General features: G+C 46.4%; 14 protein-coding genes, 1 tRNA gene and 10 pseudogenes. 3 read left to right on the top strand and 22 right to left on the bottom strand.

Going from position 1 to position 25,766, the window contains the following annotated elements; translation table 11 throughout:
* Positions 1-123 precede the first annotated feature (123 nt).
* The 3 genes and pseudogenes from CK910_RS14100 to CK910_RS14090 all read right to left on the bottom strand — a co-directional run.
* The gene (locus CK910_RS14100) at positions 124-3,759 is read right to left on the bottom strand and encodes an ATP-binding protein (protein ID WP_172955317.1); all 3,636 of its coding nucleotides are present in this window, start codon (positions 3,757-3,759) and stop codon (positions 124-126) included.
* A 1-nt stretch (position 3,760) separates the two neighbouring features.
* Entirely contained in the window at positions 3,761-4,399 is a 639-nt protein-coding gene (locus CK910_RS14095; RefSeq protein ID WP_098983726.1) for a response regulator transcription factor, read from the bottom strand.
* 1,319 nt (positions 4,400-5,718) lie between these two features.
* Positions 5,719-6,030, bottom strand: a pseudogene (locus CK910_RS14090) (transposase); the annotation flags it as partial.
* Positions 6,031-6,109: 79 nt separating this feature from the next.
* On the opposite strand from CK910_RS14090, the pseudogene CK910_RS14085 reads away from it, so the two are divergent.
* A pseudogene (locus CK910_RS14085) lies at positions 6,110-6,301 on the top strand (IS110 family transposase); the annotation flags it as partial.
* 610 nt (positions 6,302-6,911) lie between these two features.
* Positions 6,912-7,172, top strand: a pseudogene (locus CK910_RS14075) (transposase); the annotation flags it as partial.
* Positions 7,173-7,415: 243 nt separating this feature from the next.
* Here the strand turns inward: CK910_RS14075 and CK910_RS24660 are convergent.
* The 8 genes and pseudogenes from CK910_RS24660 to CK910_RS23765 all read right to left on the bottom strand — a co-directional run.
* Positions 7,416-7,562, bottom strand: a pseudogene (locus CK910_RS24660) (IS110 family transposase); the annotation flags it as partial.
* Positions 7,563-7,572: 10 nt separating this feature from the next.
* Positions 7,573-8,426, bottom strand: a protein-coding gene (locus CK910_RS14065) for an IS5 family transposase (protein ID WP_098983725.1) whose coding sequence is annotated in 2 segments (ribosomal slippage) — positions 7,573-8,084 and positions 8,084-8,426 — 855 coding nt in all. Because the reading frame shifts where the segments join, the coding sequence is not laid out codon by codon here.
* 88 nt (positions 8,427-8,514) lie between these two features.
* Positions 8,515-9,783: an IS4 family transposase gene (locus CK910_RS14060; RefSeq protein ID WP_098983724.1), complete on the bottom strand. Its 1,269-nt coding sequence runs from the start codon at positions 9,781-9,783 to the stop codon at positions 8,515-8,517.
* Positions 9,784-9,884: 101 nt separating this feature from the next.
* Positions 9,885-10,781 (bottom strand): annotated as a pseudogene (locus CK910_RS14055) (IS110 family transposase); the annotation flags it as partial.
* 35 nt (positions 10,782-10,816) lie between these two features.
* Positions 10,817-11,464: pseudogene (locus CK910_RS14050) on the bottom strand (efflux RND transporter periplasmic adaptor subunit); the annotation flags it as partial.
* Positions 11,465-11,914: 450 nt separating this feature from the next.
* The gene (locus CK910_RS24215) at positions 11,915-12,289 is read right to left on the bottom strand and encodes a glutathione S-transferase family protein (RefSeq protein ID WP_301336241.1); all 375 of its coding nucleotides are present in this window, start codon (positions 12,287-12,289) and stop codon (positions 11,915-11,917) included.
* A 549-nt stretch (positions 12,290-12,838) separates the two neighbouring features.
* A complete protein-coding gene (locus tag CK910_RS14040) occupies positions 12,839-13,411 on the bottom strand; it encodes an opacity family porin (RefSeq protein WP_098983723.1) in 573 nt (190 codons plus the stop codon).
* Positions 13,412-13,557: 146 nt separating this feature from the next.
* A pseudogene (locus CK910_RS23765) lies at positions 13,558-13,698 on the bottom strand (IS5-like element ISAs34 family transposase); the annotation flags it as partial.
* Positions 13,699-13,925: 227 nt separating this feature from the next.
* On the opposite strand from CK910_RS23765, the pseudogene CK910_RS14035 reads away from it, so the two are divergent.
* Positions 13,926-14,850, top strand: a pseudogene (locus tag CK910_RS14035) (IS5 family transposase).
* Between the two features lie 560 nt (positions 14,851-15,410).
* On the opposite strand, the gene CK910_RS14030 reads toward CK910_RS14035, so the two are convergent.
* The 11 genes and pseudogenes from CK910_RS14030 to CK910_RS13985 all read right to left on the bottom strand — a co-directional run bounded on the left by CK910_RS14030 (position 15,411) and on the right by CK910_RS13985 (position 25,614).
* Complete coding sequence (locus CK910_RS14030; RefSeq protein ID WP_098983722.1) at positions 15,411-16,253, bottom strand: ETX/MTX2 family pore-forming toxin; 843 nt, start codon at positions 16,251-16,253, stop codon at positions 15,411-15,413.
* A 571-nt stretch (positions 16,254-16,824) separates the two neighbouring features.
* A pseudogene (locus CK910_RS14025) lies at positions 16,825-17,749 on the bottom strand (IS5 family transposase).
* 58 nt (positions 17,750-17,807) lie between these two features.
* Positions 17,808-18,867 (bottom strand): annotated as a pseudogene (locus CK910_RS14020) (integrase core domain-containing protein).
* 120 nt (positions 18,868-18,987) lie between these two features.
* Positions 18,988-19,383 (bottom strand): hypothetical protein, encoded by a 396-nt coding sequence (locus CK910_RS23760; protein WP_157774623.1) that lies wholly within the window; start codon positions 19,381-19,383, stop codon positions 18,988-18,990.
* Between the two features lie 717 nt (positions 19,384-20,100).
* Positions 20,101-20,265 carry a family 1 glycosylhydrolase gene (locus CK910_RS24600; RefSeq protein ID WP_367581998.1) on the bottom strand — a complete coding sequence of 55 codons (165 nt, stop codon included), beginning with the start codon at positions 20,263-20,265 and terminating at the stop codon, positions 20,101-20,103.
* Positions 20,266-20,390: 125 nt separating this feature from the next.
* On the bottom strand, positions 20,391-20,756 hold the full coding sequence (locus CK910_RS14010; RefSeq protein WP_098983721.1) for a hypothetical protein: 366 nt from the start codon (positions 20,754-20,756) through the stop codon (positions 20,391-20,393).
* Positions 20,757-21,174: 418 nt separating this feature from the next.
* Positions 21,175-21,247: transfer RNA gene (locus CK910_RS14005), tRNA-Thr, on the bottom strand.
* Between the two features lie 157 nt (positions 21,248-21,404).
* On the bottom strand, positions 21,405-21,806 hold the full coding sequence (locus tag CK910_RS14000; RefSeq protein WP_098985097.1) for an H-NS family histone-like protein: 402 nt from the start codon (positions 21,804-21,806) through the stop codon (positions 21,405-21,407).
* Between the two features lie 486 nt (positions 21,807-22,292).
* Positions 22,293-23,027, bottom strand: a complete 735-nt coding sequence (locus tag CK910_RS13995) for an inovirus Gp2 family protein (protein ID WP_216640150.1) — start codon at positions 23,025-23,027, stop codon at positions 22,293-22,295.
* 744 nt (positions 23,028-23,771) lie between these two features.
* The gene (locus CK910_RS13990; RefSeq protein WP_157774621.1) at positions 23,772-25,322 is read right to left on the bottom strand and encodes a YfjI family protein; all 1,551 of its coding nucleotides are present in this window, start codon (positions 25,320-25,322) and stop codon (positions 23,772-23,774) included.
* On the bottom strand, positions 25,315-25,614 hold the full coding sequence (locus CK910_RS13985) for a helix-turn-helix transcriptional regulator (protein ID WP_253852697.1): 300 nt from the start codon (positions 25,612-25,614) through the stop codon (positions 25,315-25,317). The genes CK910_RS13990 and CK910_RS13985 overlap by 8 nt, the downstream gene beginning before the upstream one ends.
* Between the last annotated feature and the right edge of the window lie 152 nt (positions 25,615-25,766).

Here is a 25,766-nt window from a genome sequence, read left to right as displayed (position 1 = left end):
ATAACATGGTAGGGATACCGTTTTGTTATCCAGTTTGAAGCCGTATGACCACTCCCTTTTGTGGGCAACTGTCAGGTGAATACCATCCCCATGCACAGGCTCCAAGGTCGGTATGGAGAAGATTTATAGTTTTGCACTTAACTCCTTCTTCATTTTATCCATTATGATTCTTAATCTATCGAGCATTATTTTAATATCCACCTCAAACTTGTTAAATTTAAGACCAGATTCGAGCATCTCACAAATATCAACAATGTCTCTATTAACAATTATTTGACCCATACCTTTAATGCGATGCGCTCTTGACAGGGCGACCTCAACATCACTCTTTGATATTGCATCACACAACTCAGAATAATCAGAATCATTAATTGAAATCAATTCAGCAATAAATTTATTAGCCTCTTCGCTGTCACCAAACACTGACAAGTTAAAATCATTAAGCTGTAGATGACGATCTTCAGGTAGAAGTGCTGAATACTTCTTAACAATTTCAGTCAGTCTAGCTAACCCGATTGGCTTAAATAAGCAGTCGTTCATGCCAGCGGCAAGACATGCATCATAGTCATCCATTAACCCACTTGCTGTGAAACCAATGATCACCACACTAGGTAGTCCGCGGTCTGCCTCGGCGGAGCGGATCATTTTCGAAAATTGATATCCATCAATTTCTGGCATCTGACAATCAGTAATAATAATATCTGGAGATTCATCCATCCATTTATTAAAACCATCACGTCCATTTTCAGCTAAAATCACTTTCTGGTGTAAATACTCCAATTGCTTCTTCAACAAAATACGATTGGAGGGGTGGTCATCAATTATTAAAAATGTTAATTTAACTTCAGGTTGAGCAATTTCGATATCGTGATGAACGGAATCATATACTTTAACCGCATCAAGATTATCAGCCTTTATAAAAGGTATGTTAATACACACCTCCGTCCCTTGCCCTTCAATACTTGACAGAGTAATACCCCCCCCCATTAACTCTGCCAATGTCTTTGAAATGACAAGCCCAAGTCCAGTCCCCTCATGCCCTGCATTAATATTATCATGTAACTGACTGAAGGGTTTAAATGCATCATTTATCTTGTCAGAAGGGATACCAATGCCAGTATCCCTGACTCGAATATAAATCATACTCTCAACAATGGTTAGCCTTACAGTTACAGAGCCCTTGAATGTAAATTTCAATGCATTATTGACAACATTCAAAATAATTTGTCTTAATCTTACAGGATCAACTTTACAAGCAACATCACCATTATCGAGATCGGATATAAATGACAATTTTAACTCTTTCTTTTTTGCAAGAGAAATTGTCATATCTACAACAGAAGACACAAAATCCTTTATAAATACATCCTCAGCTACAATTCTAATCGCTCCTGACTCAATACTGGATATGTCTAATATGTCACCAATTAAATCTAGTAAACCATGAGAGGCCCGCATAGCCATTTTAAGAGAATCGCGGTCAGTGACACTATTTATTCCGCTATTTAATACCAATTCAATGAAGCCAATGATGGAATTCATTGGAGTTCTTATTTCATGGCTCATAGATGCCAAGAATATACTCTTTGCCAAATTAGCTCTATCGGCCATATTTTTAGCATCAAGAAGTTCATCTTCCAAAGCCTTTCTAGATGTAAGATCAATCCACCCACTGATGATGCCTTTTACATTGCCATTTATATCTTTGTAAGGAATAGTCCATTCATATATATACTTCTTTTCACCATAAAAAGTAAGCACCAGTTCACGAATTATACTTTCCCTGCCTCTAATCACTCGCCTATATGTCTGTTCAAGTTCAACTGCTTCTGATAAAACCCACCGAATAGAGTCTGAAATAGACTCACCGATGACCCTATCTTTGTCGACATCAATAATGCTAATAAAGCTATCGTTGCAGTATATCAAAATACCGTTGGTATCTCTAACTTGTAATGGATAGGGTAAGCTATTAATTAACTCTCTAATAAAAACAAGCTGTTCGTTAAGTTCATTAACAGCTTGATTCCGCTCTCGCAGGAGTCTCTTCAAATACATAAATTTCGCTGCATAAAGCAGCGTAACAATGAGAAGTGATAGTAACACGTATAAAATAATATTATCATATCGCTGAATAATCGAAGATGATGGATATGATGGTGACATCTTCCACGAAGTGGAATATCTCAGTAACTGACTTGGTGGAATAGAGCTAAGTGCCTTTTTAAAGACAGAATAAACCATCGATTTATCAGACTTAAATGCAAAACCTACATCAATACCTTTTTCACCAATTCTTTTAAGAACTCTATATTTCCCTACGTGGCGACTTTCTGATAAAAAATATCGGGCTCGATGTAAAGAGACTGCTGCACCATCAACCTTCCCATCAACCATACTCTTAATGGATAAATCACCTGATTTGGTCAACCTAAGATTAAGACCACCTAAAGCTTCAGATATTTCACTAGGAAATGGATAATCTTGATCCAAAGCAATGCTCTCACCTGCAAAATTACCATCCGCATCTAACTTATCAAATGGTATAAGCAATACCATAGCATCGTCACTGTTATATGCGATACCTTTAGCCTTATATCGATCATTCAGTATCATAGGCAATGCAGCTACAACATCAATCGTGCCATTATGCAACGCTTTATTCATGGCACTATCATCGTCAAACTTAACTATATCAAATTTCATACCAGATATCTCTGATAATGCATTTAGAATATCAATAGAGATACCAGAAATATCACCACGATAATCAATGAAGGTATAGGGAGAATCATTTACATTAACCCCAACAATAACCTTCTTACTGTCCACCCAGCTCCGCTCCTTCGGTGACCAGTAAATTGGGAACATACTGTATGAATAAGGAATCCCACCAAACCACCTTGAAATCAAGAATGATTTACTATTTTTTTCAAATTCACCCATGAAATAGTTTAACCGCGATAACAACGGTTCATTCTTCTTACTCACAAAAAAGGAAAAATTTATTTTCCTGTCACCAAAGGTATCCATAGGCTGCATCGCCCCATATCGCGCTTCATTTAAAAACCTGAACGAATATATATCTGACAGCAATAAATCATTTGAACCAAATAATACACTGTCAAATGCGAATTGTATATCCATAAAGTCACTGGATAATGGGCGATAGCCAGTAGTACTTTTAATGTAGTTCGATGAAACCAACGCAGTATGTGCAATTTTGACATTTGATGAATACAACACTTGCTTATTATTTCTAGATGCACCATCTATGCCAGAGTAACTCTTCATACCTGATACAATTATAGGGGAATCAAGAAAAACATCACTAAAGCTACCGATTTTGTCACTCTTGCTTAAGCGATCATGTAACAGAGCTGTCGTTCCCATAGCTAATATGTCAAGCCTACCAAGAGCCATATCATCCAGTAAACACTCAGCTTGCTTGTATACCTTGATAGAAAGATCACCATTAGTCACCCTCCGCATGGCTCGCATGACATCAATGCTTATCCCGGAAATCCCCTCTGCTCCAAATACTTCAAATGGCGCATGACCGGGTGTGAGCACCCCCATTCTGACATCCATTTGCGATTTATCTGACTTCATAGCAACAGGCATGTCTTTATATTTAAAGAATAATGTAGCATCGCCATCCATAGCAATAAGATAGACCTCTGGAGTAGGACAGGCAGCTTCAGAGAATGGAGATAGCAAGAGCATAAAAACAGATGCTATTTTAATGCGAAAATTCATGCTACCCCCTCCCATGCTTAAACATGTCAATGATATCCTGCATATTGCTCATTCCCAATTTTTCAAAAATTCTGGTCTTATAGGTACTTATAGTTTTGTTACTCAACATGAGTTCATTTGCTATCTGCATATTTGTCTTGCCTTGGCTAAGACCCTTCAAAACAGAAAGCTCTCGTTCACTTAATCTTTCGAATATACTTTCCTCATTACAATTACTATTTTGCCTTCCCGCTCTTGCAATTTCATGTATATGAGATGAAAAGAAGTCGTAACCGCGACAAATGTGCTTCACAACACTTGGAAGCTCGTTAAAAACATCAGCCTTGCTTAGATAACCGTTAGCACCTGCATAGAAGCAGCGAGCTGTGAAGCTGTCGCTCGAGGAGGCGGTCATTACTAATATTTTTACGGGGTATCGCCCAATCTTTAGCCTTTTGATCACCTCAAATCCATCTAACAGAGGAATGTCGATATCCAGAATAACAATATTCGGAGTATACGACTCACATAACTTAATTGCATCTATACCATTATTGCATTCAGCAACAACGTCAATACCTGTATTCTCCAAAAGTTTACGAATAGCAAAAAGGATTGCGGGATGGTCATCGACAATAACACAGTTTAGTTTTTGTTCCATAATTCACCATGTTTAATATGGTCGTTCAGTGTATGTTAAAGAGTAGCAACCAGGGTTATGTGTTTTAATATCATGCAATAGATTAAAATGTAGCACATAAGGTCAATGCATATGCTGACCATCAGTAATTGAAATAACAGCATACTTAGCTAAGGTTAAATCATCGCTCCTGGCGTAGTTGTTTATAGTTACAATAGAACCCGCACGATTACTTGGTAACGTAGACAGCTCCAGATTGATAAAAACTTCAGCATCTATTCCAACATGCAAATACTGCTACATTTATTAAACATTTTTAATCACCACCCCGTAACTTTTAATTAAAAAGTGTGCGTTTAACATTTAGCTCTCCACCTAGCATGGCTGCGCCATCTATGGAAATGTTTTCATTACCAGTAGTCAATGCTGATAATCTCTGCTCAAGCATATATGGCGTAAAAATTATGTATGACTCCCGGCGGCCGAGGAAGTGTAATTCTCCCAACCGAATGTAGTATAGCTCCTACATTGCTTTTCACAACATCACTCAGCATCCAGCATTGACTCCTGCTCGCCCTCAATTCCCCAGGCCTAAATAACAGGCCACGGACGGGACCATGGCAGCTTTCATGTACAGGAGCTTGATAAAAAACCTTAGTTAAAATAGACGCTAAAGCACTGTTTTGTATCGATTTTCCCTGCTTGGTCCGACGGGCATTTTTAGCCAAATAAACTGAGGCCCACACCAATCCCTCCGCGATCATTTGCTGGCCCGACAGAAAGCCCTGAAGGTTGTTGTGCTTGAACAGCAGCCCTGCCAGCGACAGGTATACAGACGCATTACACGCTCTCCTGGCCATGTATCTCGCGGCAAGTTATTCACCCTGACGCGGAATCGCTTCTCCTCGGCGAGCCAGCGCCGGCTCAGTCGATACTCGTCCTTGCCCGACTTCACAGCCATATCCGTCACTTCTGCCAGGCGGTGCCGCCATTCAACCCCTTTGAGCGACATGCCTGTCAGCTTGGGGACCAAGCCCCCATCACCGAGCCAGGCAGGGAGGATCTCCGGGTTTAAATTCTTGCTGCCCCGCACCAGAGAAAAGCCGCCTGCCTTGGTCATCCTCGGCAACATAGGTCGCGGTCGATGCAATCCGCAGTCACCCATCGGCAGGGTGTCAGTCAGGCTTTTCGCATCGTAGCGGAACTGGCGCTCTGACTGCCGTATCGGCAGAGTGCTGCATGACGGCTTTTGCTACAGCAGGGACATGGTCTTGTGACATGCGAGGCGTTGTTGATCAAATCCGTCGTTGGATAGTCGTTCCCCAACCCTTCGAGACCACTCAATTTACTGGTTGGCGAACAGGCATACCAAGCCCTATCAGCGTGTTCATCACCTTCACGCCAGCCAGAATTTCGCCCACCTGGGCGTTGTAGCTGCGCAGGCTTAGCTTCGGCCCGATGAGTTGCTTGAACCGGTACATGGCGGTCTCGGCTATCGAGCGCTGGTGATAGCCACAGTTCTGCTTCCATTGCTTCAACTCACCAACCTTGAGCGCTGTCACCACCTCATTGCGGGGATGCCCCTCCTCCCACGGCGCCGCGTTCTTTCTTGGCGGTATGGTGGCTTTCGCCCCCTTCTTTTGCAGTTGTGCATGTGTAGTGATGGACGCCCCTCCCAGCGCGGTCAGTTTCATACTCAGGCTGACAGCGTTCAACTTGGGGGAGCACCACATGAACACGATAAAAATAGTTGGAATCGATATTGCTAAGTCTGTTTTTCAGGTGTGTGTATGGATGGCTGATGGTTCTGTTGCCTGGAATCGTAAAATATCTCGCCAGAAACTGCTCCACACGTTGCGCCAGTTTCCACCGCAAACACTGATTGCTATGGAAGCTTGCTCAACATCTCACTTCTGGGGACGGACACTGATTGTAAGCGTTAAGTAGTAATGTCATGTTTCAGGCAAATTGAAATGTCACTCCGGGTTGCTACGCTGGTTAGTTACCGACCATGCCAAGGGCCTCCCTGATGAGACGCAACGAGATCTGGTTTAGCATGAGAGAAATCGACCGGCTCAAGACTATCCAAGCCATCGTGGATGGCCATCTAACCGCAAGCATCGGGGCTCAGCGACTGGACCTGTCCGTTCGCCAAATTTACTGATTAGTCGATCGGTATAAGTTATCCGGGCCACCGGGGCTGCGTTCACAGCATATTGGCAAGCCCAGTAATCATCAGTTACCCGTTGGGGTGAAGGAGCGTGCTGGCCAGCTCATAGTTGAGCAGCGAACCGCTCTGGCTAACCAACTACGGGATTACTTGCCAAGTATGGATTCATTATTCCAGCCGGGTTACAACGTCTTCAACAACAACTGCCAGAAGTGCTTGAAGACGGAGACAATACGATAACCTTCGCTCTTCGCCGACTACTGAGCCTGTTACGAGAAGATATGCAGATGCTCACTGTAGTGGTCTAATCATCCCGGACACCGTTTTAGGTGTTACAGTCGCCCCCCAGACCTGAGGTGTTCAATGACAAGAATACGTCGCTCATTTACTGCCGAGTTCAAGCTGGAAGCCGCATCCCTGGAGCTCGACCAAGGCTATTCAGTCCCCGAAGCCAGCCGTTCACTGGATGTCGGCGAAACCGTGCTTCGCCGATGGGTTCAGCAACTTCCATCTGGTCGAACTGGCATAACCCCTATCAGCAAGGCTCTGACCCCAGAGCAACAGAAAATCCAGGAACTGGAAGCCCATATCAACCGGCTTGAACGCGAAAAGACCATTCTAAAAAATGTATGGTCTGCTCCTTATCTTCAAGCGTGGACTGATTTCCAGAAGTCGTTTGCGTCAATGTATCCGGCCTGTCTGTGAGCCGTTTTCCGGCTCTGGCCTTGATGGGATCCGCACGTCGTTGTTCTAATAAAGCTACCAGTCACGAGAGACTGCTTTTTTAGCCAGGCTGCAACGTCGTGGGGTAAACACTTCTGTCATCTGTTTTTGGCTCGCAAAACCGAGTATGAGTTCTATCAGTTTAACGGCTGAACCTGCGTTGGGATACGGTTGGTAATCCCTGCCGGATGTCAGCACTTTCCAACAAATTCGCATTATCTTGTTGGCCAGGGCGATAAGTACCACATTGTGGTGATGGCCGACCTCTAGCCTGGCGACCCATTCGCCAGGGGCTGTGTTCTCAAAATGCTGGTTTTCTGTCCACCAATAGTTCCCGTAAGTAACGAAGGCAGAAAGCCAGCTTGATAAAAGCAGCAAAACTTCCCGCCAGCATTTCATATCTCGTTGAGAATCGGCGAAACTTCTTCAGCCATCCGAAGCACCGCTCGACCACATTTCGCCGACGATAACGAGCTTTGTCTAATACCAGTGGACGTCCCTTATGGCGCCGCTGCTGGTCGCTGCGCTGCGGGATGACTGCTTTTATCCTTCTGCGACGAAGTTCGGCCCGCAAAGCCCTGCTGCTATAGGCCTTATCTGCGGCAAGATGCGCTGGACGCGTGCGATAACTGCCTGATGAGGTCGGTATCCTTGCCATGGCCAACGCACTTGTCGCATATCTGATTTCCGCTGATTGCCCCGCTGAAAGGCAGAACCCCAGCGGTAAACCATTACCATCCGTGACCAAGTGAATTTTGCTGCCAAAACCTCCACGCGAGCGACCAAGCGCTTGATTCACAGGAGTGTTTTTTTACGCGCTCCGGCAGCATCTTTGGATGCCCTGACATTGGAGCCGTCAATGCACCACAGGTCGAAGTCGATAAGCCCTTCTTCATTGAGATGCAGTTGCAGCGCTTCAAGGATGGCATCGATGTGACCTGTACTCTGCCAACGTCGAAAGGTGTTGTAGACCGAACTCCATGGGCCGAAACGTTCTGGCAGATCTCGCCAAGGCGCACCGGTGTGGAGTATCCAGAGAATGCCATCGAGCACTTGTCGTGGCTCGCGAGTAGGACGTCCGCTTATGCGGTGGTATGGAAAAAGGGGCTCGATAAGTCCCCATTGTGCATCGGTCAACTGGTAACGACGGGACACTGCATAGATCTTAAGCTGTTGAGAAGATGTGAGATTATATCTTCATCACTTTAAGAACACAGCCTAGCGATGATTCATGTACAGGACCTTAAGCATTGAGTTCCTTTAAAACGCCCTCCAAGGTCCTGTTCTGTATCGATTTTCTCTGCTTGGTTCGGCAAGCGTTCTTGGCCAAATAATCGGCAGCCCATTCCAGTCTTTCCCTTATTTCTGTCAGCGCCCTATGGGCCACTGCTTCCAATAGCGGTAGCCACCACGTCGCACTGTTCTTCGACGCTTTCAGCATCGATAGCGCCCCACTCATCACACTCGGCGCGACCCGTCTCTTCATCACCAGCGACAGCAGGCTCGTCCACACCAACCCCTCGGCAATCGCTTTCTCCCCCGTCACAAACCCCTTGAGCCGGTTGTGCGATTTCCACTCTTTAAATAACAACTCCACCTGCCAACGGCAGCGATACAGGCTCATCACCTGCTCTGCTGACCATGCTGCTCGCGGTAGGCTCGTCATCCACAGACAGAACCGCTTTTCCTCGGCAAACCAGCGCCGGATCAACCGGTACTCGACCTGGCCGGACTTCACCACCATATCCAGGACCTCGGCCCGACAGCGTCGCCGTCCGGCCTCTTTCAGAGACAGTCCCGCCAGCTTGGGTACTTTCCGTCCATCACCGCGCCAGGCTTGGATTATCTTGGGGTTCAGGCTTTTCGTTCCTCTCACCAGATAAAATCCGCCAGCGTCGTTCACTTGTTCAAACCAAGCCCTGTCAATGTAACCCGCATCAGCCAGCAGCAGGCAGTTGGCCAGCTTGTGGGCTTCAGGTAGAAATTGCCGCTCCCCTGCGGTATCGGCAGACACACTCATGCACAGCGGGCTCTGCTCCGACAAAGACATGGTCATATGGCACTCGATAGCCGCCGGACTGATGGTCTTGAACCGGCCAGGAAAGTCAGCCGCCAGACGCCGGTGCACCGCAAAGGAGGTGCCATCGTGCAGTAACACCTGCTTGAATACGCCGAGGGAAGCCGCTTTGAGTTGATGGTCGATACGCAAGGCGATGGCCCGTTCGACCAGGGCTTTCATAAATAGGGCAAAGCTCTCTTTGCGCAGCTGATTGTGAAATGGTTTGTAGGAAACCTGATGCGCATTCACCAGTTGCAAGGCATTGAAATGACGGTGTAAACCGGCAATGTCATTGACCTGGTCGCCCCCCATGGCCCGCAGCAGTGCAGGGACGAGCATGGCAGGGGTAATGGCGCGCTGACGCAGACAAAACTTGCAGAGCCGAGCAATGCGCTCGAGTGCGGCGGGAGCCAGGAGTTGCTCCAGATAGTGATTAGCATTGATAATGGTCATAGACTTCGCGCGTGTTGATTTTGTTTGGCGATAAAATCAGATCACAAACGAAGCCTTTTTTATATCTATTTTAATATGTTGCCGCTAAAGATCCTGTACATGAGCGATGATTTGTCACGCTTCATGTGAATTTTCAGCGCTTTGGCGCCCTGAATAAACATTTGCCTTAAATAGCTATTACCACGCTTACTGATCCCGCCGAGCGAAGATTTGCCGCCGGTTGAATATTGCCTGGGGACCAGCCCCAACCAGGCTGACAGGTCGCGGGCTTTCTTGAATTGTGAGCCATTGCCAATTGCGGCAATCAACGCGGTTGATAAAATGGGTCCAATGCCGGGGACGGTACTGATTTTTTGGCACAAACTCGATGTGCTCGAGGCTTGTCCGAGCATGAGGCTCATGTCATCAATCTGAATATCCAGCTGTTGCCACCGTTCTCTCAGGCGCAATACCAGGGCGCGGATAAAGTCAGGCAAGCCATTCTCGGCATCTTCAAGGATCGTCGGCAGAGTGCGCTCGAAGACTTTTCTGCCGACTGGCACGGTGAGCCCATATTCCAGCAGCAACGCTCGCATCTGATTGACAGTGGCGGTACGTTCGACGATGAAACGCTGACGGACGCGATGAGTCGCCTGCAATGCCAACTGTTCATGAGATTTCAACGGGACACAGCGCATAGTGCCTCTGCTACCAGCCTCGGCAATGGCGGTGGCCTCGTTGAAGTCATTCTTGTTCGATTTGAGGTAGGGCTTAACAAATTGAGCTGGAATAATCTTGGGCTCGAACCCCGCGTGTTGGAACAGGCGTCCCCAGTATTGCGAACCAGGACATGCCTCGAAGGCAACCCGACAGGGTGGAGTCGTACTAATGAACTATTTCAATTGTGAACGAGTGAGCTTTTGCTTGGTTAATACATGCCCCATGCGATCCATCGCCACCAGGTGAAACCAATTTTTGCCTAAATCGATCCCATAAATGTTAATCTGCGCTTGAGTCATGATGAGCCTCCTTGATGCTGGCTCCAGCATAGCGGGGTGGACTGACGCACATCCACATACATGGGGTCTAGCTGCTGGATGGAGGTGAGGCTGTCGGCCTGCTGGGCCGTCACCAGGGCACCCTCGGTCACCGCAGACTTGCCGATGCGACCGCTGATGGGGGCCGTGATGCGGGTATAGGCCAGATTGATGTTGGCGCTCTGCACTGCGGCCTTGGCGGCCCCTATCTCGGCCAGCTGTTGCTTCCAGGCGGCGTCGGCGTCGTCATACTCCTGGCTGCTGATGGCCTTAACCTTCACCAGCTCGGCATAACGCTTGGCCTTGAGGCGGGCGCTCTGCTCGTTGGCCTGCGCCTTGGCCAGATTGGCCTTGGCACTGGCTACACTGGCCTGATAGACGGCGGGGTCTATCTGGTACAGCAGTTGACCGGCCTTGACGTCGCTGCCTTCGGTAAAGAGGCGCTTGAGAATGATGCCGCTCACCTGGGGACGCACCTCGGCGACCCGCAGCGGGGCGCTGCGGCCAGTCAGCTCCGAGGTGAGCTGCAACGGCATGGTATGCAGGGTGACGACATCCACGGCGGCGGGTGGCATCTCACCCGGCCCTTGCTGGGCACTGCCCTGTTCGCCACAACCGGCAAGCAAGGCAAAACCTACTGAGCACATCAGAATGCGTTTACGCATATATTATCTATCCTAATAGAAAAAATAGTTAGGCATTCAGGAAAGGAGTTATTGGTAATAACTTAAGAGAGTTAAGAATTTTTATTGCTCGAATGCTACTTAAAAAACTGAAGGCAAACGTCCATTTTTTGCCTTCAAAAGAGCAGAGAACACAAGAGTCAATATATCTATAGGCATTGACCACTGTAGATACTTTATAAGTATAATCAAACCAATCACGCACCGAACATCAGTAAACTCCCAACATCCATAAGGCATCATCTGACAATCGAATTTTTAACTTATGCCGGCAAATCCCTCTCTAACGAAAATACTTTCGATACTGCGGGATCAAGTGACATTCTTTGCATAAACCTTGCTAAGTTAGGATAGTCCATCCATGACTTTGGCATATTAGTTGACCACCTCGCCATTACGAATGCGTACGCATCAATCACTGTTCGCTTATTTTTATAAAAAATCATCATTACCAATCAATATATCAAGATGTTCTAACACTCTATCTATACGTTCATATGCGGCTAATTTAATCTTATTGACGCTATTTTTAGCATTCAATATAGCGTAACGCTGGGGAACAAAAACGGGCCCAAAAGCAGGGTGAAAGTCCCCCGTTAGAAAACTCATAATTTCATTAAACTTCAACTGAGATAATGCTCCTGGCGCAGGGCCGAGCCTCTTACCTGAGTAGATTTCAGCAATATAAACAAGAATAGTACCTGCTTGAGTTATTGGCTTTTCCAGTCCAATATCCAGAGCAGGCACCATTCCAAGCGGATTAATAGCTTTGTATTCAACTGACTTAGGGTCAACCCTTTCAACGATATCACTTGCATCAACCCACTAGAGTACAATCCAACAGGCAAGAGTACAAGTTCCCGGAGCATAGTATAATTTCACAAATGACCTCAAGCATTAAGTAAAAATGTAACTAAAAACTATCTTTTCGCATAAAAACCTACATTACAGATGTAGTTCACATCCCCATTCAGTTTTAATCAATCGCCCCCAAACATGCCCATACTTAATGACTACATCAACTTCTGAAATAAGAGTGCAGAGAACCCCAGACTTTAGCAAAGATACCTTTAATGGTGCTCGATAAAAATTTTGAAGACTAGCAATTGAACCATTAAAAACATAAAGCTTGTAGATTCCAGAATGTTTAAAAAAACTAATTACATTAGGTCTTTCTGACAGAATCAACATGTCACCGGTTATTTTGAATGGAATTGACAGCTTCATTATTCACCATCGAGAGGCAGACATTATAAAATTAGTTAACAAATGTTTTAAACAAAAGAAGATCGAACTAAAAAGGGGCAATTTATATATGCCCCCTCAATAGTCACACTTGGTATTACAGTGACTAATTTAGAAATAGAAGCTAGTGCCGATTAAAAATTTGGTAAATGATCTTTTAGCATCACCACCGGTTACCTTAAAACGATCGGTCGCTATGTTGTAATTTACTTCGGCAGTTAATGCTACATTTTGGCTAATAAAGTACTTGCCGCCGAGATTGGTCTTAAAATTCATTGCCGTGGCATTGAAAGAGTCTGATTCGAACTTGTCATCTCTATTGTCACTGTAATTCCCTCTCATTAACTCAGTGCCAATACCTACATATGGAACAAAATTTGTCGAATTTACGAAGTTATACTCTGTAAAAATCCCTATACCACCTGACTTATAGTGGCGACTAAGATCAGTAACGATATTAGTCCCGACCTCCCACCCCTGAGCGACAAAGTAACCATACTTGGCATTCAAATCAATTTTATACTTATCCTCAGCATCAAAATCGACCAAGCCTTGCAAGTTCAGCTCATGAGTCCCCTTCTGCAGCAGGGTAGCCGGGGAAACCGTTGCTGCGTGAGCTACGCCACCGGCACCGAGCAACATCATAAACACGAAAAGGGCAGATTTGGTATGTTTAGCTTTCATAAAAGTAATTTCTCACGCTGTATACATTTAATGTCCTTGCATTATCCATATTCCCTCACCCCAATATGTAGGCAAAGCCCCAAAATTAAGAGGGCAACACCCTACACCGCAGTTATATTTTGACCGCACAAGACTAGGCTGCGTTCTCAAAATACTGGTTTTCTGTCCACCAATAGTTCCCCTAAGTAACGAAGGCAGAAAGCCAGCTTGATAAAAGCAACAAAACGTCCCACAAGAATTTCATACCTCGTTGAGGATCGGCGAAACTTCTTCAGCCATCCGAAGCACAGCACTGTTGCAAAAGCGCCATCATACCGCTGAAAAAGAACGCGGCGATGTGAGACGAGGGTTATTGTAGTGATCAATGGACGCTCCTCCCCATCGCTGTCAGGTTCATACTTCGACTGGCTACGTTTAGCTTGGGAGGGCGTTGTTGCCCAAATCGATGCAGCTTGAATGGAACTAACTGAGGACTTGGTGATCTGATCACCACCATCCTCTTCAAGTCTGCATCATGGGCACGTCGCTTCACCCCATCACCAACTGGCCTAAATACAACAAGTCTTTGATTAACCGTGGCTCACTCACCTTCTGGGTTGATGCCGAGGCCATGAGCAACTCGTTTCACCACGACCATCATGGGCGGCGGGACCGCAGCCAGCTTTACACTGACCAGACCATTTCTACCTTCCTGATGCTCAAGGGGATTTTCAACCTCACTCTGCGGGCCACTCAGGGACTACTCGACTCCCTGTTCGAGTTGATGAACGTACCGCTTTGTGCCCCGATTACAGTTGTGTCAGCAAGCAAGCACGCACGCACGCACGGTGACAGTGGCTTATCGACAGCCCCCAAAGGGACGCATTACCGACTTGGTTATCGACTCAACCGGGCTGAAGGTGTTTGGTGAAGGCGAGTGGAAGGTCAGAAAACACGGCGCCGAGCAGCGGCGAGTCTGGCGTAAGTTGCATCTGGCGGTGGACCCGGCGACCCACGACATCGTGGCAGCCGAGGCCTAGTTGGAAAATGTTCATGATGCCGAGGTGTTGCCGACCCTGTTCAATCCGCTACGCCGAGCACTTGGGACCGTGTATGCCGATGGCGCATATGACACCAAGGCCTGCCATGAACTGATAAAGCGCAAAGGAGCCAAGGCCTGTATTCCGCCGCGCAAGAATGCCGGTTTATGGGAAAAGGGGCATCCACGCAATGAAGCTGTTCTGGTGATGCGCAAGGAGGGGCTGACTCACTGGAAGCAGCAGTCCGGGGATCATCGGCGCTCATTGGCCGAGACGGCGATGTATAGGTTCAAACAATTGATGACGGGGAAAATCAGTCTACGTAACTACAACGGACAAGTGGGAGAAGTCATGGCGTATGTAAGCGCCATAAACAAGCTGAATACCCTGGGCCTACCTGTCAGAAAGCCCCGAGTGTAGCGGTCACCAGGGGCTGGGGAAGTTGTGGCCTAATGGCTGATTTGGGTAACAACGCCACTAACGTAGCGTAAAAAGACACCGATTTGAGGCCGGTGTCAGGTGATAACTAGATCTGTACAATTTACAGGTTATGGCATTTTTCTGTCACACCGCTTTGCCAGGACTTTCCGCCAGCATTTTTACAATTGTGAGCATGTTGGTGTATCCCTATGCGTTTGCCAGTACAGTTTCTAGATGAATAGCATGCTCCAGGTTTTCTAGGCTGTATATAGTCATCCACGGATGCCATTTTTAATGAAAAATAGTTGCTATTCACAGTGGATTTTTGTGTGAGTAAATTATACTCACCAACATCGGCCATGCTTTTAGGTGAGGCATTAGTAAAGAGTGATGTAAAAAGGCACAAGATGGAAATAAAAGTGATTGTGTTAAGTGGCTTCATATTTTATACCTTTGTTGTTTTTAACAAAATAAGTATTTTTTGGGGGGAGGGTAAAAATTAATTTTCGCCAACCTTAGAATGAATCATAATGATGAGAATTATGATATCATCTCTATGTCTATTCTTTAGTCAAAAGAACTGCAGGCCGGCGTTCAATTACTATATTATTTCTAGTCCCATCTGTAATGTCACTGATTATAACTTCAACCTTCATGCCTTGTACTGCGTTAAAATAGGCTTTGCCAGAATAGGAAATTCCTAATCCATAGTTTTCATGACTAACACTGGCAAATCCTTTTTTACAATCAAGCTCCTTTACTTCTAAAGCACTATTAAGTGACCGCGTATATTCTTGAGTTGGATTGTGGGGAGAGGGACGATTGGTCCTGCGGGTTTCATCTCCATATAACTCAGCATCTATCTTCGAATAACCAGAAACAGTAGTTTTGTAAAATCTATAATCAATACGATATATTCTATTCGCAGGGACAGTGACAATAGATGCAGGTGAATCCCAAGTTTTGGTAGTGCTTTCGGTTTTAGTGTCGCTAGTAGACATATCATATTGCAATCCAAGGGTATGGCTTATGCCTCCCGACATAAACTTTACATTGAAACTCGCGCTGGTGTTTAATCCATAATTAAAGCTCCAGCCAGTGCTGTTAGTGGTGGATTTTTCTTGTGAAGCAGAATATGTAAACCCTGGGAAAGACATGTCCTGATCATGAGGAAGATTGTTTGTTAATGTATAACCATCTAATGTTATTACATCATCTATAACACTCATGGTTTCTGTAAGGCCACTACCTTTGAGAAGGGTGTTATCAACCTTGTGACTTAGGTATGTATCGAAGGCAAACTCATGACACGTTAGCATCCCTTTCAGTATATCATCTAAGTTGTCATTAGCAATTGATGGTATAGGAGATACAATGAGAATTGCAGTTAGTATTTTATTCATGTGATATTTTCCTTTTGTGGTTTTTATTTTAATCAAAATGGAACTCCTTCATGTTGAACATTACTTCCTTTAAGCGGAGTATTTAAAGGGTTTTACTTGTCACACAATGGCACTTAGCTATTATATATTACACCTCACTTATATTTAGTGATACGAAAATGGATTCGGATTCAGGGTAGGTAAAATTGTTTTCTTGGGTTGATAACTTTAAATTCATCACATATACCGTGTTGGCACTAAATAAATTGGTTAATCTTCCGAAGAGATAGCTTTTAGTTGGTGAGTATGCTGCTGTAGCTTTATTAATTGTTCTGTTCTCTTGAGTTTCTTAAGTGAGGCCACTCTTTCACAATGTGGACCCTCTTGCATCCATGGCGTAATGATAATGTGAAACTAGCGACAAAGTGACAATTAAAGGAAAGGTGCTGCAAGAGTGCAGTCTTTATCCTATTGCTATTTTTTTATTCCAGTATCGCAGTGCTTACTTGTTCTTGCTGCAGGTTGTTGTGGTTAGTGGCGTTGTTTCCCAAATCAGCCAGCAAGTCATGACTTCCCCAGCCCCTGGTGACCGCTACACTCGGGGCTTTCTGACAGGTAGGCCCAGGGTATTCAGCTTGTTTATGGCGCTTACATACGCCATGACTTCTCCCACTTGTCCGTTGTAGTTACGTAGACTGATTTTCCCCGTCATCAATTGTTTGAACCTATACATCGCCGTCTCGGCCAATGAGCGCCGATGATCCCCGGACTGCTGCTTCCAGTGAGTCAGCCCCTCCTTGCGCATCACCAGAACAGCTTCATTGCGTGGATGCCCCTTTTCCCATAAACCGGCATTCTTGCGCGGCGGAATACAGGCCTTGGCTCCTTTGCGCTTTATCAGTTCATGGCAGGCCTTGGTGTCATATGCGCCATCGGCATACACGGTCCCAAGTGCTCGGCGTAGCGGATTGAACAGGGTCGGCAACACCTCGGCATCATGAACATTTTCCAACTAGGCCTCGGCTGCCACGATGTCGTGGGTCGCCGGGTCCACCGCCAGATGCAACTTACGCCAGACTCGCCGCTGCTCGGCGCCGTGTTTTCTGACCTTCCACTCGCCTTCACCAAACACCTTCAGCCCGGTTGAGTCGATAACCAAGTCGGTAATGCGTCCCTTTGGGGGCTGTCGATAAGCCACTGTCACCGTGCGTGCGTGCGTGCTTGCTTGCTGACACAACTGTAATCGGGGCACACAACGGCACATTCATCAGCTCGAACAGTGAGTCGAGCAGGCCCTGTGTCGCCCGCAGGGAGAGGTTGAAAATGCCTTTGAGCATGAGAAAGGTACAGATGGTCTGGTCGGTGTAGAGGGCGCTTCGTCCACGTCGGCCATGATGTTCTTGATGGGACCAGTTATGAACGACATTCTCATCAACCCAGAACGTTAGCGAGCCGCGTTTGACCAGGGAACGGTTGTACTGTGACCAGTTGGATATGGCGTGAAGCGACTTGCCCATGATGCTTATTTGAAGAGGGATTTGGTGATCAGATCAGCGTCTCCACCATAAGTTCAATTCAGGTCACTCTGATTTGGGAAACAACGCCTACGTTAGTGCGCACTTCCTTCGGTATCGGTATCAATTTCAGACCCTTCTGAACATGCTGTAGGGGGTCTGTCCCTCCATCATCCTGTCCGGATGTGGTTGCTGGTTGTTGTAGCGCTCAAGGTAGCTGTCCAGATCTGTCTGCATCTGTTCCACCGACTCATACCAGGTCGTCCTCTCCTTGATACGGAAGTGTTCATCCAGCAGGGTTCGGTGTAACCGCTCGATAAACCCGTTGCTCTACGGCCTGCTCACTTTGGTGGTTTGGTGCTCAATCCCCTCCAGTTGCAGGAATAACTCGTAGGGATGATGGTCTGGTCGTCCGCTGAACTCGCGCCCGTTATCCGACAGGATGGTATAGACCCGCGCCTCATGGGCTTCGAAGAATGGCAGCACCGTTCGTTGAACACATGGACCGAAGTCACCGGCAGCTTGCTGGTGTCAAGCCGCACCCAGGCGTGGCGGCTGTAGCAGTCCAGCACGGTTTGCAGATACACCTTGCCCACCCCCTTGAGTGCACCGACGAAGCAGGTGTCGACCGCCACCAGTTCCCCGGTGTAGTGAACCTCTATCTGACGTTCGCGGTACTCGGGGCTGAAACACTCGAACAGGTGAATTTGCTCATCATTGAGCTCAATCGTCTGTTCCCGGTGGTTTTTCTCCAGACGCAACAAGCGGCCGTGTTTGGAGAGCAACTCGTGACGTTGCCACACGCCGCCCGTACTGGCGTTGATGCCTTGTAGAGCGAGCGCCTGCGCGACCCGCAGCGGGCCATGGGTAGGCCTGGTGAAGGAGTAATCGAGGATGGCCGGCTCAATTTCGGGAGCGACCCGGTTGGGATGAGCCCCTTTACAGCCAGGCAATTTGTCGAGCAAGCCCTCGGCGCCATAGGTCTGGTAATTACGGCGAATTTCGTATAACTGCTGACGGCTTTAGCCGATGAGCTTGCAGGCTTTGCTGACGTTATTGAGCTCTTTGGCGAGCTCTAACAGGCTGAGTTTGCGACGTGCTATTTGCTCGTTGGTAGTCATACGGTGACACCAGATAACATGGTAGGGATACCGTTTTGTTATCCAGTTTGAAGCCGTATGACCACTTCCTTTTGTGGCCAACTGTCGGGTGAATACCATCTTCATACACACCAATAATATTCAGTATTGAACTTTCACTATGTCAATATGCTCCTCACTCACTTCCCCCTCATCATTAACAATTAACATTGTAGCATCAACATATTCTTGTGCATAATGACAGAGTAATTCAGAAAGTGGATTGCTAGAAAATGGTGCAATCAGATTGGGAGTATCTCCTTCTGCGAAGCTCCTTCCATTGATATTAAGAGCGGAAAGAGCAAGTTTATAAGGTGAGGCATTCTCGAATGTACACCCATAGGGGGTGTATTGCAGGGTAGTGTATTTATGCAACTCATAACGCTCTACTTCGACATCCACATCATCAACAACTCGTGCACTATTAAAAATGACGCCAGCTAACACATAGCTAGAGTGTACAAGCAAGAACATTAGCCTGCCTTGATTCCATTGCATCATAAATCACCATTGAAATAAATTAAAACAGCGTCCAGAACAATACAATAACTGGACACGACCCACCGAAGCCGAAATAGGTCTCATCGAAAGGTAGGTCTTGGTTGACCAATATGATTACCTGCATTATTAAAAATGAAGATAACAATATCATACCGTTCCCCTCACATAGGTGCTAACGAACTATATTATCTTAATTATCTTAGATGTTTTTACGAGATTTTTATTTGGTTGGCGATGCGGAAACTTGTAATCATCATGAATATACAAAAAGCCCCGACACGAAGCCGGGAAAATTCACACTACAGAATAAGGGTGCAAGCACCATTGATATTTTTATCACCTTAATAGATTTAAACAAAACGGGATGTAGGTGCAATCCTGTTTTCAGGTAGGAAATTGGCATTACAGCTTGGTTGGCAAATGAATCTTTAATTATAAGGCCTGCAATGGTTAAGTTATTCAAAGAACAACGCCTCAATGCGGGAGGCGTTGATTAACTTGCACAGCAGGTCATTGCAAGAGAGGTTGTGTCAGAGTATCCCCTGGCTAACAATGACGTCCCGATTTCAGAAAAAGCTCTGCTTACGGGTCCGAGCCAGAGTACCTTTCCTCTCATCACCGCGATCGACATGAATAAAGCCGTAACGCTTGCTCATCTGGGCGGTACCGGCGCTCACTAGAGCGATGGGCCCCAGCTGGTATAACCTTTCACCTCTACGCCATCCTCGATACTTGCAGTAAGTGTTCACGCAGGTACTGGATGCGGTACGGATCTCGGACAGTGCCATTAGCTTCAACCTTGTCCCTGGCACCCAGACCGTTCTCGACGATAAAGAGGGGCTTCTGGTAGCGATCCAATGAGCCGCAGCCCTGCGGCATCAATCTTCCAGCCCTACTCGGATGCGGGCAGGTGTGGATTGGGTATGAGGTTGATAGTGTTGCTGCTCGCCCGGATTGGCCGAGGCGATTCAATATTAAAATTTGAGGATAAGTGCTAGACAGAGTCATAGGCGCCCCAGTTGCATCTCTATAAGCTGACACCATGGGCGGCAGACAAGGTCATGCCATGTGAGTGTGGTGCCGAGTCCATCCCGCTTAACTTCTTTTCGGTGCGGACATTGGCGCGCATCCAGCATGTAGGGATAAATATTTAATACATGAAGCAGGTACTGCTGCACACCTTTGTCTCGGATTTTCTGTTCATGGACATCCATGATGTCAGCCCTTCTGCGTATCTTGGCAAAATCATCACTGATAACCTTGGGTGAGACACTAAATGCGTCAGCCACCTCTCGCGAGCTTATTGGACGCCGTTGCTCATATAGCCAATGAGCCACGCGTAAATAGCGTGGTAAGGGCTTGTATCTCATACCAAATGCTCCATCCGCAAGCTCAAGACTGTAAACATCAGATTAGTAAAGATTGCCATATACGTATGGTTACTCAAGGTTAAGGGTATGAGAGGGCATACCGTTTGCACTATCAACCCGAGGTCGAACCAATAGACTTTCGGCCTCGTACCGTAGTGCACGATATCGCTTTGTCAGTGGGCTACGCCCCTCAGCAGGCCAACTACCATATTTTGCTAACCAGCGCCGAGAACGGTCTGGGCACCACAGTGTAGATAGCTTCACGTAGTTTTTTGTCGCTCTCGAGGCGAACCAGTGCAGTGTCTTTATATTGTTGCATCGGAATATGACTAGAGGACTGTAGCTATCCGTGTGGTTATCGCTGCTTGAAATAGCGCCGCTGTTCATCCAAAAAGGATGCAGCAAGCAGTGACGCTGATACTGGCTACCGGAGTAGAACCGGTGACCGGCTGATTACAAGTCAGTTGCTCTACCTACTGAGCTAAGCCAACATCAAATGGATACTAAAGGATATTGTGAAACATGTGATTAGGAATGGTCTCAGTGATGCGAGAGAATATTCCGAGTATGTATAGCTGTCATTAATTAAACCACCGGGCCCATCAAAGAGAAAGGCCACACCGTGAGGGCATGGCCTTGTCTATTTAGTTAGATGAGGAATTCATCCAATTGGTGACCTTGCTCGAGTTGCTCAGCTAGGAACTTGGGTGTACGGCCCTGACCGGTCCAGGTTTTCTCTACACCATTTTCAACATAACGGTATTTCGGGGGACGCGGTGCTCGTTTGGTTTTAGTCGCAGTTGCAGCTGCTGGAGTACTGCATACCAACTCACTCGGGTCAATCCCGGCATCAGCCAACATCGCTTGAAACTCGGCCAGCTTTTGCTGACGCTCAGCATTGGCAGCTTGTTCTTTCTCTGCCTGCTCCAACCGTTCCAGATAAATCGCTTCAATCTTCTCGTGGGCTTCTTTGACTTGTTCCAGAGACAGCTCACGCAGTGCAGCCCGCAGGCTGCGGATATTCAACAAGACTTTCAAAAACTCACTCATCAATAGCCTCTCGTTCAATAGTTCGGATAATCGTGAAAATACTATTAGTTTCCATACTACAGTATATCAAGCTTACAGATATAAGAACCAGCAATACTGCAGATAACATTTTAATCACACGAATGAATTTTTATCCGCTGTGTAAACAATACACCTGTTAGATAAATAGTACAGAAGCAATGCCATCACGCTGTACCAAGGTCCCTACCGATACAGGCCTTGTATACACTCAAGCGCGAACAGACAATCCCCCTCGTTCTTCCCTATGATGCCGATGTCATCAATGCTCCTGCACACATTACAGCACGATTGGCAAAGATGACTTGATGTCACTCTTTGTGTGTTGCAATGCAGGCTGCAGCCTGGCAATAAATTACGCCATTTCAATGAAATCAAGCGAGATACCCAAAACATACTATTGACTATCAAACACCTTCCTACACTAATGCTGCGCTCGAGTGATATCGTAGTATGACCCACTACTGGTCATGCCTCCTGCATGAATAACCGCAACAACCTTGTGTGCAGAATTCTGGCCCGTTGCCCAAGAGGCTGAAGCTCTACTTTCTTGACATTACCTATCGCTTGACTACAACTGAAACCACGTGTACTCAGCAATTTAGAATGCAGCTTAAAGAAATATGCAATTCTGAGCAAAAATGCATAATAATTTTCATTGTCCAGCGTAGCATCAACACGAGTAAGCCAATACTGATTAGCGGGGAAATGTACCAGGGCTTGGTATGCAGAAGGTGAAAGCTGTAAGGCGCTGCACCAGGCTTTACGAATACGTCCTACCATGTTATTTGCATCCGAGGTAGCATAACTACCAAGAAAGGCATAGTCATCTTTATTAAAAAGTAGAATCAAGTGGTAATGAGGAAAGTCACTTGCATCCTGCTCTTTTACCCAGATATATCCAAAGGGCGCTGGAGTACCCTGCTTACCTTTACGGCGATGCTCTGCTAGCAACTGACTCTCAAGAGACGCAAAGAAGCGCGTAATCGCTTTGGCGTCAGCTCTGGGAAAGCAAGTTGGCATGTCTGGCGCATCTACTGAAACCATCTGAGGGAAATGCAAATCAACACGAATAGCAAAAACGCGTGGAAATACTCTCAAGAAGTCATCAATAACCTCTATCGCCCTTTTCAGCTGTACCGATGAAGTTTCACCATACTTGGCATTAGCCTCGGCGAGCAACTGCTCAAACTTATCAGACATAATAATACTCATATTGTAAACGCATAGTCATTCTTGGGAAGGCATGGTTATCCCATGCCAATTAAATGAAAGTGAGTGGTATTTAGCTCTCATGAATGAGATGTACACGTAAAATTTTACCGTAGATTATTACTCCCTGTTGTGCATATAGCTAATCGTTTGTACGTCAGATACAAGTCAGATGTGTATCTGATTGGTATACACTTCGTCTATATATCACATGTTCTCGTTGGTATTCTCTGTGATACACTCTGATGGTGTATCACTCTCTCCCTCGATATATCTTCTACACCCTCTACCTTGTTATAGACCTTGGTGTATATATTACTATTACCGAACTTAGCGACCACCTAAACCATCGGGAAATACGCGATTATTTTGAATAAAACCCCAGCAGCACCGGATGTCAAGGCAAGAAAGCTACTCTGAACTTAGCTTTTTTTTCCACCCCTGATCAATACCATAAAACCACTAAAAATTACTTCAATATGTCGTCTGCGAATGAGATTATAACTAATTACTTTACTCCAACCTTAAGCCGCCATCACGATACCATTCGTCGAGCAAATACATACGCACCAAATTCTTCCTTATTTGAATGTTGCCCGTCCTTCTTCTGCAGACCTCCCAAAACACTCTTCAACCAACCCCTTAAAAATTTTCCATATGGTCAGCCAGGATTTATTTGGCATGAATGGCAAGAGATTGATTGTAGCTCTATCTATCAAAATGCTGACCATAACTTTATGTTTTGCTGTTGCCATTAAAATAGCAGACTATTGTCATTGGCTTATGCCCCTGGTGGCGATATTCAGTGCGCAGAGTTACCTTGCCCTTTGCCATTAATGTACTAATGGCCTTGTCCAGTACAGCCACACTTCTTAATTCTACTAACGCTTTTTGAAGAATTTCATTTTTAGGAATTTCAAAATAAACCTGGCTCCCTGCACGTTTTTTCAACCAAGCGTCTAACTCTTCTGCATGAGTACACATACTCGGCATAACATCATTACCAATCAGGTGAATATGTTGTTTTAAGAAATAATCAACAATGGTAATCGCCGCTTGTACAGTCTCGGCAGAAACTACCACGTTTTCTGTACAGAAAGCTGCCAGAACCCCGGCTATGCGTACGACATGTTCAAAGTACTTGGCACCAAAAATGTTGTACTGACGAAGGTCACCCTGAGGACCAAGTCTCAACGTGACAGCATTGGCGGTTTCACGAAGCAAGGTTCTAGCCTCTGCACAAAGTTGCAGACTGATATACTCGTGGCCTGTCTCCCGACGCGCCATCGATTGCATCAAAAGCGCTGCTTGTCGTTGGTAAAACCACTCCAGCGCCGCGCGCTCAACCTCATCTTGCTGCTCTTGTGCATCGCCGATGAGCCGCTCCCCCATTGTCGATTTAGGCGCGCAGATGAGTAGACGCGCGCACAGACCTGATGTGATGGCAACGCCACGCTGTTGTTTGAGCATGCGGTTAAACGATGCAGGCTGCGTCATCAACAAACTGCTAAATCGTGCATTCTCAATCGAGAACGCAGCATGACTACCACCGCGGTCAACCCTGATACACTGCTCATCCCACAGCGTGTTGAGTAAATGCGGTTTGTGGAATAGCTCGTTATCCAGAATGCTGCCAGCCTCATCGGAGAATAAAAAGAGCGAGGGGCATCCCGTCCCCAGGAGCTTCAAAAGCCCAGCCGTCGTCAGATCGTTCACCAGCAAGCGTTTTTGGACAGGCGTGGTTGGTTTGCGCGCCATATGCTCATCCAGGCGACGCTTGCATTCCCCTTCCTCCTCACCCAGTGTAATGGCACGCTGATACCCTTTTTTCAGTACTTTATGTTTGATCTCCCAATGTTCCAGCTCGCCAGCAAACTGGGCCATCTCTGTTTGATACTGCATGGCGAGATCACTCTCGAGTGTACGAATGGGTTTCAGGAAACATTTAGCAACGGATGACTTGCCCTCGCCAGACCCGGCTACGACCATGATGCTGGCCGAAAGGGGGAAAGACATGTTGTCCAAGGGCGTGATGACAAACAGATCATGAACTGCAGGTACCATCATGCCAATCAACATGCACCCGATGAGTTCCTCTGAAGCTTGCGTTTGCTTCTTCACACCACGGATGACCGCCTGCAATTGCTCAGACAACGCAGATACAGGAAACCCTACAGGAGCAAGTACTGCGCGTTGGGCTTCCAATTCTTGTTGGGCGGTAGATTCCAAGATCTCTGCAAATGATCGCAGGTCGCGAAAGACAAGATCCCCTTGATCATTAATCATTTTTTGAGCCCTCGAGCGAAGAATGGCGCGCCTCAACATAAGGACGCGTCGCACACCAATGCATGACCTCACTCATGCGCCACCCTTTTATCCCGCGAGCGGCACCGAAGGGAGAGAGACTGACTGGGCGCGGAAAATCGGGGTCGTAGCCTTTGGACTTGGGGTTGAGGCGGTTATAAATGGTAGAACGGCCGTACCCTGTCAGGCGTTTCACCTCGGGCAGCCGGATAATTCTGTCTACATCCTGCATCAGTTGAGTCGCAGCACCTGTTTCACTCGTTTGCATCGCCATGTGTTGTCCTCCGTTTAATGTGTACGAGGCCATCATACGGAGCGCATTTTTTTACGCAGCATGAGGTTCTTTTAAAGAATTTAATGTTGACATATCTCTTTATCCATGAACAAAAGCCAGTCAAAGCAATATGACGCGTCATCTCCATACGG

It is taken from the genome of Aeromonas sp. CA23 (assembly GCF_002587065.1).
Lineage (GTDB): Bacteria > Pseudomonadota > Gammaproteobacteria > Enterobacterales > Aeromonadaceae > Aeromonas > Aeromonas bestiarum.
Note: the sequence above shows the minus strand (reverse complement) of the source record. Positions and strands in the feature narration are given on the sequence as shown.

What these genes read in the sequence shown, in the direction of transcription:
- CK910_RS14100 (WP_172955317.1), bottom strand. Translation starts at nt 3,759, where the DNA reads ATGAATTTTCGCATTAAAATAGCATCTGTTTTTATGCTCTTGCTATCT.
- CK910_RS14095 (WP_098983726.1), bottom strand. Translation starts at nt 4,399, where the DNA reads ATGGAACAAAAACTAAACTGTGTTATTGTCGATGACCATCCCGCAATC.
- CK910_RS14060 (WP_098983724.1), bottom strand. Translation starts at nt 9,783, where the DNA reads ATGACCATTATCAATGCTAATCACTATCTGGAGCAACTCCTGGCTCCC.
- CK910_RS14040 (WP_098983723.1), bottom strand. Translation starts at nt 13,411, where the DNA reads ATGAAAGCTAAACATACCAAATCTGCCCTTTTCGTGTTTATGATGTTG.
- CK910_RS14030 (WP_098983722.1), bottom strand. Translation starts at nt 16,253, where the DNA reads ATGAATAAAATACTAACTGCAATTCTCATTGTATCTCCTATACCATCA.
- CK910_RS23760 (WP_157774623.1), bottom strand. Translation starts at nt 19,383, where the DNA reads ATGCAATGGAATCAAGGCAGGCTAATGTTCTTGCTTGTACACTCTAGC.
- CK910_RS24600 (WP_367581998.1), bottom strand. Translation starts at nt 20,265, where the DNA reads ATGCCGCAGGGCTGCGGCTCATTGGATCGCTACCAGAAGCCCCTCTTT.
- CK910_RS14010 (WP_098983721.1), bottom strand. Translation starts at nt 20,756, where the DNA reads ATGAGATACAAGCCCTTACCACGCTATTTACGCGTGGCTCATTGGCTA.
- CK910_RS14000 (WP_098985097.1), bottom strand. Translation starts at nt 21,806, where the DNA reads ATGAGTGAGTTTTTGAAAGTCTTGTTGAATATCCGCAGCCTGCGGGCT.
- CK910_RS13995 (WP_216640150.1), bottom strand. Translation starts at nt 23,027, where the DNA reads ATGTCTGATAAGTTTGAGCAGTTGCTCGCCGAGGCTAATGCCAAGTAT.
- CK910_RS13990 (WP_157774621.1), bottom strand. Translation starts at nt 25,322, where the DNA reads ATGATTAATGATCAAGGGGATCTTGTCTTTCGCGACCTGCGATCATTT.
- CK910_RS13985 (WP_253852697.1), bottom strand. Translation starts at nt 25,614, where the DNA reads ATGGCGATGCAAACGAGTGAAACAGGTGCTGCGACTCAACTGATGCAG.